We start from the raw sequence: 10,341 nt of genomic DNA, 5'->3' as shown, positions 1-10,341 counted from the left end.
AGGAGAGACTTGAACTCTCACACCTTGCGGCGCCAGAACCTAAATCTGGTGCGTCTACCAATTCCGCCACTTCCGCATCTATTCCTAACTGCTCTGATAAAAAGAACATTTAGGAATGGTGGCTACGACGGGATTCGAACCTGTGACCCCATCATTATGAGTGATGTGCTCTAACCAGCTGAGCTACGTAGCCAAAACCGTATTTTTTGTTCTCAACGCTTTGTTGCCTTGTCGTTGGGAACGGCGCGCATTATGCGAAGTTGAGTGAGATCCGTCAACAGTTTTTTTTAATAAATTTCGGAAAAAACCTCGTTCGCTTCCTTTTTAAACAAAGAGGCGTGTTTATGATCTAAAACTGGAAATAAATTAGCTTGCAGTTAGGTAATTTATTTTTGCTCATTTACTTAAGGTATTAAAAAAGCCAGCTTAGCAGCTGGCTTTTAGTGTAAATGAAGTGTTTAGAATTCATTCATTTAATTAAACATTGAAGCGGAAGTGTACAACATCACCATCTTTTACGATGTAGTCTTTACCTTCTAGACGCCATTTACCTGCGTCTTTTGCGCCATTTTCACCATTGAATTGGATGAAATCGTCGTAACCGACTACTTCTGCACGAATAAAGCCTTTCTCGAAGTCAGTGTGGATCTTACCTGCCGCCTGAGGTGCAGTTGCACCAACAGGGATTGTCCAAGCACGTACTTCTTTAACACCTGCTGTGAAGTAGGTGTGTAGAGTCAGTAGTTCGTAACCAGAGCGAATTACACGGTTTAGGCCCGGCTCTTCGATCCCCATATCTGCTAGGAATTCTTCGCGATCTTCATCTTCCAGTTCAGATAGTTCAGATTCGATAGCCGCACATACAGGTACAACGACATTGTTTTCTTTTTCTGCGAACTCACGAACCGCATCTAGATATGGATTATTTTCGAAGCCATCTTCGTTTACGTTTGCAATGTACATAGTTGGCTTCAGTGTTAGGAAGTTTAGATAGCCGATTGCTGCTAACTCTTCTTTAGATAGCTCAACCGTGCGTGCCATGCCGCCTTCAGTTAGTACTGGTAACAGTTTTTCTAGTACGGTTAGTTCAAATTTTGCGTCTTTATCGCCGCCTTTTGCCTTCTTCGCGTTACGTTGAATCGCTCGCTCACAAGAATCTAGGTCAGCCATTGCAAGTTCAAGGTTGATCACTTCGATATCTTCAATAGGTGAAACTTTACCTGAAACATGAACAATGTTTTCGTTTTCAAAACAACGTACAACGTGGCCAATCGCGTCTGTTTCACGGATGTTAGCTAGGAATTTGTTACCTAAACCTTCACCACGTGATGCACCAGCAACAAGACCAGCGATGTCCACGAACTCCATCGTCGTTGGAAGAACTCTCTGTGGGTTAACGATCTTAGCTAGTGCGTCTAGACGTAGATCTGGCACAGGAACCACACCAGTGTTTGGTTCAATGGTACAGAACGGGAAGTTTGCTGCTTCGATACCCGCTTTAGTTAGTGCGTTGAACAGAGTTGATTTACCTACGTTAGGTAGACCAACGATGCCACATTTAAAACCCATGATAGTAACCTTATTCAGCTTTGAACGTGTGGAGGCGATTTTGTGCTTTAGATAGGCCATCCTTAATCAGGATATCTAGACAACGAACAGCCTCGTCAGCTGCTGCATCTAAAAGCTCTTGCTCTTTAGCTGGCGCTTTACCTAATACAAAACCCGCCACTTTATCTTTGTGTCCCGGATGACCAATGCCAATACGAAGACGATAAAAATCTTTGTTATTGCCCAGTTTGCTAATGGTGTCACGCAGACCGTTGTGTCCACCGTGACCCCCACCTTTTTTAAACTTAGCGACACCTGGCGGTAAGTCTAGCTCGTCATGAGCAACCATGATCTCTTCAGGTTTAATTTGATAAAATTTCGCAAGCGCTGCGATCGATTTACCTGATAGATTCATGAAGGTGGTTGGGATAAGCAAACGGAGATCCTGGCCATTGACCATAATGCGTCCTGTTAGACCAAAAAACTTTGGTTCGTTCTTCAGTGTAACGTTGTGAACGCGTGCTAATTCTTCTACAACCCAAGCGCCCGCATTGTGACGAGTTCTGGCGTATTCTGGTCCTGGATTAGCAAGACCAACAAGAAGTTTGATTTGTTGACTCAAGGTTAGGATCTCTCTGGAATCTCAAAAAGCGCAGTATGATAGCACAGAAAACTCGCGGTGGGCGACCAAGGGATTTTCTAGTTATCAGTACAAATAAAAAAACACCCCAAAGAGGGGTGCTTTTGAAATCAGTGTAACTGAAATGTTCGTATTAGTTGAACATTGCAGAGATTGACTCTTCGTTGCTGATACGACGAATCGCTTCAGCCAGCATGCGAGATAGGCTTAGTGTTGTCACTTTACCTGTTGCAGCCATCTCTTTAGACAGAGAGATAGAGTCAGTTACGATAACTTGGTCAAGAACTGAGTTCTTGATGTTATCCGCAGCGTTGCCTGAGAATACTGCGTGAGTAGCGTAAGCGAATACACGCTTAGCACCGCGCTCTTTTAGTGCTTCAGCTGCTTTACATAGTGTGCCACCTGTGTCGATCATGTCATCAACGATCACACAGTCACGACCTTCAACATCACCGATTAGGTTCATTACTTCAGAAACGTTTGCACGTGGACGACGCTTATCTACGATTGCGATGTCGATGTCGCCTAGTGCTTTTGCTGTTGCACGAGCACGAACAACGCCACCTAGGTCAGGAGATACCACTACAGGGTTATCTAGACCGCGAGCCTGCATATCTTCAAGTAGCACTGGCGTGCCGAAGATGTTGTCTACAGGTACATCGAAGAAGCCTTGAATTTGCTCTGCGTGTAGGTCGATAGTTAGAACGCGGTCAACACCAACGTTAGATAGGAAATCAGCAACAACTTTTGCAGTAATTGGCACACGCGCAGAACGTACACGACGGTCTTGGCGAGCGTAGCCGAAGTAAGGGATAACTGCAGTGATACGGCCTGCTGAAGCACGGCGCATTGCATCAATCATAACAACCAATTCCATTAGGTTGTCGTTAGTCGGTGCACAAGTGGATTGAATGATGAAAACATCGCTACCACGAACATTCTCATTGATTTGAACTGCAACTTCGCCATCAGAAAAGCGAGAAACAGATGCATCACCAAGAGAGATGTAAAGACGATCAGCAATACGTTGGGCTAGTTCAGGTGTTGCGTTACCAGCAAATAGCTTCATATCAGGCACGGTGGAAACCTCGGGTTTGCGTCCAGTTTAAATAGGTCGGTGTGAGGCTGATTGGTATTCAGCCAAAGTCTCTTTTAATGGCGAAATATTGCGCCCTTGAGCGATAAATGCCGAGACTTTATCAGAGAGTTGTGCAAGGATAGTTTCTGCTTCAGATTTGCTCGAAAATTCAGCAAAAACGCAAGATCCTGTCCCCGTCAATCTTGACGGCGCGTATTGTAGCAGCCAAGAAAGTTGCTTATCAACCTCTGGGTAGAGCATTCGTACAATTTTTTCGCAATCGTTTACGCTTGGCGTATTTAAAAGTGTTTCTAGATCTCGTTTTGGGGTGTTTCGCGTTAGATCTGGATGACAAAAAACGTCGACGGTTGCTATAGATACATTGGGTCTGACGACTAAATACCACTTTTCTTCGGGATAAGCAGGAGAGAGTTTTTCACCAACACCTTCAGCAAAAGCTGCAAATCCGCGCACAAATACGGGCACGTCTGCGCCTAGTTTTAAACCTATTTCAGCCAGTTCGTCGTCAGTTAGATTCAGTTGCCATAAGTAATTCAGTGCCACTAATGCTGTAGCTGCATTCGATGAGCCCCCACCAATGCCTCCACCCATAGGCAGCACTTTCTGTAGCTCAATATGCGCGCCAAAAGGGCAGTTTGAGTAAGCTTGAAGCGCGGTTGCTGCTTTCCAAATTAAATTGTCTTGAAGAGGCACACCTTCTATCTCTGGAGAAATCGTAATATCACCAGAATGGTTCGCTTGAATGGTGAGCTCATCGCCGTGATCGACGAATTGGAATAAGGTTTGTAACTCGTGGTAGCCATTCTCTGTACGGCCGTTGATATATAGAAAGAGATTCAATTTCGCTGGTGATGGCCAGCGTGTTGAAAGTTCAATCATTGGGTGATGTTCCATTTTGTGATCACTAGATTTATTTTGACATCAGCTGTGGTGAGTTTCAGCTTATTTGGCAGAGGGAGAGACTGTTCATGCCATTGAACGTCGCCATATCGTTGATAAGCGATACTCCAATCATTTAAACCAATTTGTTTGTTTAACGCTTGCAGTGTATTGGTTGGAGACAGTTGGAATTTGTCGGCATCGGTCGGTAGACCTAATAGCCAGTCAGGCATGTGATCGACGGGCATCATCAACCCTGTAAGACGGTAAATCAGCTGATTAGCACTGCGAGAAGAAAGGACCTGATCATCGTAAGTTTCTACTGTGGCGCCTTGTGGGGTGATGGTGAGCTTTAATGCCGTTTGTCCGAGAATCGTTGTTAAACGCAACTGGCTTAGTGCTGAAGAATGTTTCCAGTAGAAGTTTAAATTTTGTCTTTGGTCTGGGCCAATATAACCAAGTTTCCCCGTTGCTTGAAAATCTTGGATGGTTTCGAGTCGCTGCTCATGAGCTTGCCATTCAACGCTGGTAACACTTTCAGGAACGGACGAACAACCAGCGAGCAGTAAGCTCGACAAGAAAAAAAGAATAAAGGAGCGTAACGTCATGTTTGATGGCTTATTAATCAGTTTCATCGGGAATCGCTCACAACTATAGCATTGAAAAGTCGCACTTAGGAAAACAAATCCGGCTTACCCTTTCAATAAATGCGTGCTTACAGTAAAATTCTGGACCTATTTTATAACCTATCCCAGAGATACCACGTTAGATGTCCTTGCTTGCTATTGGAATTAATCACAATACAGCGTCTGTCGACTTGCGAGAGAAGGTGGCGTTTGGTCCGGATAAACTCGGCCCTGCACTCGAGCAACTTAGAGAGCACGAAGCGGTTAACGGCAGTGTGATTGTTTCAACCTGTAACCGAACTGAGTTGTACTGCGATGTTAAGCAAGGAGCGCGAAACAAGTTGATCGATTGGCTTGCTCAATTTCATCAAGTGAGCCGCGAAGATTTAATGCCGAGTTTGTATGTTCATGAAGAACAAGCTGCAATAAAGCATTTGATGCGCGTATCGTGCGGTCTTGACTCTCTGGTGTTGGGTGAGCCTCAAATTTTGGGGCAGGTAAAGCAAGCATTTTCTGACTCGCGAGATCATCAAGCTGTCGATGCCTCGATTGATAAACTGTTTCAAAAGACGTTCTCAGTCGCCAAACGGGTAAGAACAGAGACAGATATTGGTGGTAATGCCGTGTCCGTGGCTTATGCGGCATGTACACTGGCAAAACATATTTTTGAGTCGTTATCAGATTCAACCGTGCTTTTAGTTGGTGCGGGTGAGACGATTGAATTGGTCGCGAAGCATTTAGCGTCCAACGGTTGCACAAAAATGATTGTCGCGAACCGCACTAAAGAGCGCGCGCAAGGCTTAGCGGACCAATTTGGCGCAGAAGTGATCAGTTTGAACGAAATTCCTGAACATTTGGCGAAAGCGGACATTGTGATTAGCTCAACGGCGAGCCCATTGCCTATTATTGGCAAAGGTATGGTCGAAACGGCTCTAAAGCAGCGCCGACATCAACCTATCTTGTTAGTCGATATTGCGGTGCCGCGAGATGTAGAGTCGGAAGTCGGTGAACTGAACGACGCATATCTGTATTCTGTTGATGACTTGCAATCTATCATCGACAGCAACATTGAGCAGCGTAAAGTCGAAGCGATTCAAGCTGAAGCGATTGTTAGTGAAGAAAGCGCTGCGTTTATGACATGGTTGCGTTCACTGCAAGCCGTCGATAGTATTCGCGACTATCGCAAATCAGCCAACGAAATTCGTGAAGAGTTACTGAGCAAAAGTTTGCAATCTTTAGCGGCAGGCGCAGATCCGGAGAAAGTGCTGCGCGAGCTGAGTAATAAACTCACCAACAAACTGATTCACGCTCCAACTCGCGCATTGCAAAGTGCAGCTGAGCAAGGCGAACCAGCAAAATTAACGATTATCCGCCAAACACTTGGCTTGGATGATCTATAACTCACGCTTTTTATTAAGAAAACGACACTATGAAAGCCTCTATTCTGACTAAGCTAGAAACGCTAGTAGAACGTTACGAAGAAGTTCAACATCTTCTTGGTGATCCTGATGTAATTGGAAATCAGGACAAATTCCGTGCTCTATCAAGAGAGTACTCTCAGCTAGAAGAAGTAACCAAGTGCTTCCAAGCTTATCAACAAGCACAAGAAGATCTTGTCGCCGCTGAAGAGATGGCAAACGAAGACGACGAAGAAATGCGTGAAATGGCGCAAGAAGAAATCAAAGAAGCGAAAGCGACGATTGAGCGTCTTACTGATGAGTTACAGATTCTTCTTCTGCCAAAAGATCCGAACGATGATCGTAACTGTTTCCTAGAAATTCGTGCAGGTGCGGGTGGCGACGAAGCGGGTATCTTCGCGGGTGATCTATTCCGTATGTACAGCAAGTACGCAGAAAAGCGTGGCTGGCGCATCGAAGTCATGTCTTCAAACGAGGCTGAGCACGGTGGTTACAAAGAGATGATCGCAAAAGTGAGCGGCGATGGTGCGTACGGCGTGTTGAAATTTGAGTCAGGCGGTCACCGTGTACAGCGTGTTCCAGCAACAGAGTCTCAAGGTCGTGTGCATACTTCTGCTTGTACAGTAGCAGTAATGGCGGAAATCCCTGAAGCGGATCTGCCAGAAATCAAAGCAGCAGACCTGAAAATCGATACGTTCCGTGCATCTGGCGCGGGTGGTCAGCACGTTAACACCACGGATTCTGCAATCCGTATTACCCACTTACCAACGGGTACGGTAGTAGAGTGTCAGGATGAGCGTTCACAGCACAAGAACAAAGCGAAAGCAATGGCGGTTCTTGCTGCTCGTATCGTTCAAGCGGAAGAAGAGCGTCGTGCCGCAGAAGTGTCTGATACACGTCGTAACCTTCTAGGTTCTGGTGACCGTAGTGACCGTATTCGTACCTACAACTACCCACAAGGTCGTGTGTCTGATCACCGTATCAACCTAACCATCTATCGTTTGAACGAAGTGATGGAAGGTGACCTGCAAAGCTTGATTGATCCTGTGATTCAAGAGCACCAAGCAGACCAACTTGCGGCGCTCGCAGAGAACGGCTAATCGATGAGCCAAGTTCAATCGATTGAGCAAGCACTGAAAAGTGCGACGGCGAAACTGGCAGAAGGCGGCAAAGAGTCGCCTTCTCTCGATGCAGCTGTACTCCTTTGCCATGTCCTTGGCAAACCACGAACTTACCTGCTGACCTGGCCAGAAAAAGCGTTAGAAGCAGAGCAAAAATCTCAGTTTGATGCTCTACTTGAACGACGTTTAACTGGTGAACCCGTCGCTTATATTATTGGTGAGCGAGAGTTTTGGTCTTTACCGTTTAAAGTTTCTCCTTCTACCCTGATACCTAGACCGGATACAGAACGTTTGGTCGAAGTTGCACTCGATAAGACCTACGAGCAAACTGGGCCTATTTTAGATCTTGGAACGGGGACGGGAGCTATCGCCATCGCGCTTGCATCTGAAATGCCAAAGCGTCAAGTGATGGGCGTAGACCTTAAGCAAGAAGCGAAAGCACTTGCAGAGTACAATGCTGAGCAGCTAAACATCAAAAATGTGACCTTTGCTCAAGGCAGTTGGTTTGAGCCTATTACAGAAGGTACGAAGTTTGCTTTAATTGTCTCCAACCCGCCATATATTGATGAAAAAGATCCACATTTATCCCAAGGTGATGTGCGCTTTGAGCCAAAATCTGCATTAGTTGCTAAAGAGAATGGCTTAGCTGATATTCGTCATATCTCGGATCTTGCTCGTCAGTATCTTGAAGTGGGCGGCTGGCTGGCATTTGAACATGGTTATGATCAAGGTGAGGCGGTGCGTGAGATAATGCGTGGCTTTGGTTACCAACAGGTCGCTACGGAAAAAGATTATGGCGGTAACGATCGAGTAACGCTTGGGTGTCTGGCCAGTTAATCATGGAAGTCAGCAAACACTAACTAAAAAGAGAAGAAAAATGTACGTAGCTCTAAAACACATACACTTAGTGACGATCGCTCTCAGCGCGACGCTACTATCGATCCGATTCGTGTTAATGATGATGAACTCACCGAAGCGAAATAATCGCTTTTTGAAAGTGTTTCCCCACATCGTTGATACTGCATTGCTAGTGTCAGGTATTGCGCTTATTTTCATTACGGGTTTCATCCCGTTTACCGATGCCGCACCGTGGTTAACAAACAAAATCACCTGCGTACTGGCGTACATTGCGCTTGGATTCTTCTCATTGAAACTTGCGAAAAACAACCTACTGAAGATATTTGGCTTTTTCGGCGCATTAGGTTGGTTGGTCATGGCTGCAAACATTGCTGTGTCTAAGAGCCCTACGTTATTTGGATAAGACGTCATGTTAGAGTTTTTTGACGAAGATTTTGACAATATACCGTTGGTGGAAGGTGCGCTTGAGCTAAACAAAGCGATTAACCCAGAAACCAAAGTACATTGGGCGAAACAAGAGTTAGAGCGTCTTTACAAAGATGCAGAAGCCACGCTTGTTCATGAAACCGATGAAGAGCAACGATTTGATGCATTCCTACGACTGTTTTTCCACGAGTGGGGGTTCAAAGGCGACGAGCAGGAATACTTTATTTCGGACAACAGCTTCATCGATAAAGTTTTGGAGCGCAGAAAAGGTATTCCTGTGAGCTTAGGTTCGATTTTGTTATACCTAGGCAAAAAGCTGGGTTTCCCGCTTAAGGGAGTTACTTTCCCTACTCAGTTCCTGTTAAAAGTCGACTGGATGCATAAGAAGCCAGACTACATCAACCCATTTAATGGTGAGTATGTAGGTGAAAGGATTCTTCAAGCTTGGCTTATTGGCCAGGAAGGACCGCTAGCTCAGCTAAAGCCTGAACATTTTGAGGAAGCTGACAACCCAACAATTATTGGTCGCTGGTTGGCATTGATTAAAAGTGCGATGTTGCGTGAAGAGCATTATACGCTGGCATTACGTTGTACGAATCTTGCTCTAACGTTTGTGCCAGATGACCCATACGAAATTCGTGACCGTGGTTTTATTTTCCAACAGCTAGAGTGCCCTCAAGTAGCGGTATCAGATTTTCAGTACTTTATTGACCAATGCCCTGACGATCCGGCTTCCGAGCTACTAAAATCACAAGTTAATGTGATGAGTGAAACGCACGTCACACTTCACTAATTTTATCGATGTGCCGAACTGTGGCGTATCGTGGACAGAAAAAGAGAATTAAAATGGAACAGAAAATCGTTAATATCGGCGACATTCAGGTTGCTAACGACAAGCCATTCACCCTATTTGCAGGTATGAACGTTCTTGAGTCTCGTGATCTTGCGATGCAGATCTGTGAGCACTACGTAAAAGTAACGGAAAAACTTGGTATTCCTTACGTATTTAAGGCGTCGTTTGACAAAGCAAACCGCAGTTCTGTTCATTCATACCGTGGTCCAGGTCTGGAAGAAGGTATGAAAATCTTTCAGGAGCTGAAAGACACTTTTGGTGTAAAGATCATCACGGACGTTCACACTGAAGCGCAAGCTCAACCTGTCGCTGACGTGGTAGACGTTATTCAGCTTCCTGCATTCCTAGCTCGTCAAACTGACCTTGTTGAAGCTATGGCCAAAACAGGTGCGGTTATCAACGTGAAGAAACCTCAATTTATGAGCCCAGGTCAAGTGGGTAACATCGTTGAGAAGTTCGCAGAATGCGGTAACGACAAGATCATCCTATGTGAGCGCGGTTCTTGCCACGGCTACGACAACTTAGTGGTTGATATGCTTGGTTTTGGTGTGATGAAAAATGCTTCGAAAGGTAGCCCAATCATCTTTGACGTAACGCACTCACTACAAATGCGTGACCCATCAGGCGCAGCATCTGGCGGCCGTCGTGAGCAGACAGTTGAACTTGCAAAAGCGGGTCTAGCGACAGGCATCGCAGGTCTATTTATCGAAGCGCACCCAAACCCAGACCAAGCGCGTTGTGATGGCCCATCTGCACTGCCTCTAGACAAGTTAGAGCCATTCTTAGCACAAATGAAATCGCTTGATGATCTGATCAAGAGCTTTGCAGATATCGATATTAAGTAAACGCCAGATGACTGGTGGTAACAAATAC

11 protein-coding genes and 1 tRNA gene are annotated in these 10,341 nt (G+C 45.4%); 6 read left to right on the top strand and 6 right to left on the bottom strand.

The window, feature by feature from the left end:
* Positions 1 to 116 precede the first annotated feature (116 nt).
* The 6 genes from R7P36_RS24350 to lolB form a co-directional block, all read right to left on the bottom strand.
* Positions 117 to 193 (bottom strand) — tRNA-Met (locus R7P36_RS24350).
* Between the two features lie 284 nt (positions 194 to 477).
* Positions 478 to 1,569, bottom strand: a complete 1,092-nt coding sequence (gene ychF / locus R7P36_RS24345) for a redox-regulated ATPase YchF (protein ID WP_005393178.1) — start codon at positions 1,567 to 1,569, stop codon at positions 478 to 480.
* Positions 1,570 to 1,579: 10 nt separating this feature from the next.
* Complete coding sequence (gene pth / locus R7P36_RS24340; protein WP_005384112.1) at positions 1,580 to 2,170, bottom strand: aminoacyl-tRNA hydrolase; 591 nt, start codon at positions 2,168 to 2,170, stop codon at positions 1,580 to 1,582.
* A gap of 151 nt (positions 2,171 to 2,321) precedes the next feature.
* Positions 2,322 to 3,266 carry a ribose-phosphate pyrophosphokinase gene (locus R7P36_RS24335; protein ID WP_005393176.1) on the bottom strand — a complete coding sequence of 315 codons (945 nt, stop codon included), beginning with the start codon at positions 3,264 to 3,266 and terminating at the stop codon, positions 2,322 to 2,324.
* A 27-nt stretch (positions 3,267 to 3,293) separates the two neighbouring features.
* Positions 3,294 to 4,166, bottom strand: a complete 873-nt coding sequence (gene ispE / locus R7P36_RS24330; RefSeq protein WP_017634844.1) for a 4-(cytidine 5'-diphospho)-2-C-methyl-D-erythritol kinase — start codon at positions 4,164 to 4,166, stop codon at positions 3,294 to 3,296.
* Complete coding sequence (lolB, locus tag R7P36_RS24325) at positions 4,163 to 4,801, bottom strand: lipoprotein insertase outer membrane protein LolB (RefSeq protein WP_017634843.1); 639 nt, start codon at positions 4,799 to 4,801, stop codon at positions 4,163 to 4,165. The genes ispE and lolB overlap by 4 nt, the downstream gene beginning before the upstream one ends.
* A 134-nt stretch (positions 4,802 to 4,935) precedes the next feature.
* Between lolB and hemA the strand changes: the two genes are divergently transcribed.
* From hemA to kdsA, 6 genes are read left to right on the top strand one after another with little or no spacing between them, the layout of a single operon-like run.
* Complete coding sequence (gene hemA, locus R7P36_RS24320) at positions 4,936 to 6,192, top strand: glutamyl-tRNA reductase (protein ID WP_005384104.1); 1,257 nt, start codon at positions 4,936 to 4,938, stop codon at positions 6,190 to 6,192.
* 29 nt (positions 6,193 to 6,221) lie between these two features.
* The gene (gene prfA / locus R7P36_RS24315) at positions 6,222 to 7,310 is read left to right on the top strand and encodes a peptide chain release factor 1 (RefSeq protein ID WP_005382222.1); all 1,089 of its coding nucleotides are present in this window, start codon (positions 6,222 to 6,224) and stop codon (positions 7,308 to 7,310) included.
* A 3-nt stretch (positions 7,311 to 7,313) separates the two neighbouring features.
* A complete protein-coding gene (gene prmC / locus R7P36_RS24310) occupies positions 7,314 to 8,168 on the top strand; it encodes a peptide chain release factor N(5)-glutamine methyltransferase (protein ID WP_017634841.1) in 855 nt (284 codons plus the stop codon).
* A 40-nt stretch (positions 8,169 to 8,208) separates the two neighbouring features.
* On the top strand, positions 8,209 to 8,592 hold the full coding sequence (locus R7P36_RS24305) for a SirB2 family protein (protein ID WP_005382225.1): 384 nt from the start codon (positions 8,209 to 8,211) through the stop codon (positions 8,590 to 8,592).
* 6 nt (positions 8,593 to 8,598) lie between these two features.
* A complete protein-coding gene (locus R7P36_RS24300; protein WP_005384098.1) occupies positions 8,599 to 9,408 on the top strand; it encodes a SirB1 family protein in 810 nt (269 codons plus the stop codon).
* 53 nt (positions 9,409 to 9,461) lie between these two features.
* Positions 9,462 to 10,313: a 3-deoxy-8-phosphooctulonate synthase gene (kdsA, locus tag R7P36_RS24295; RefSeq protein ID WP_005384095.1), complete on the top strand. Its 852-nt coding sequence runs from the start codon at positions 9,462 to 9,464 to the stop codon at positions 10,311 to 10,313.
* Positions 10,314 to 10,341 lie beyond the last annotated feature (28 nt).

Origin of the sequence: Vibrio sp. 397 (assembly GCF_033339395.1) — a bacterium.
Classification (GTDB): domain Bacteria; phylum Pseudomonadota; class Gammaproteobacteria; order Enterobacterales; family Vibrionaceae; genus Vibrio; species Vibrio alginolyticus.
The sequence above is the reverse complement of the archived record's forward strand: the minus strand, read 5'-3'. Positions and strand labels throughout refer to the sequence as shown.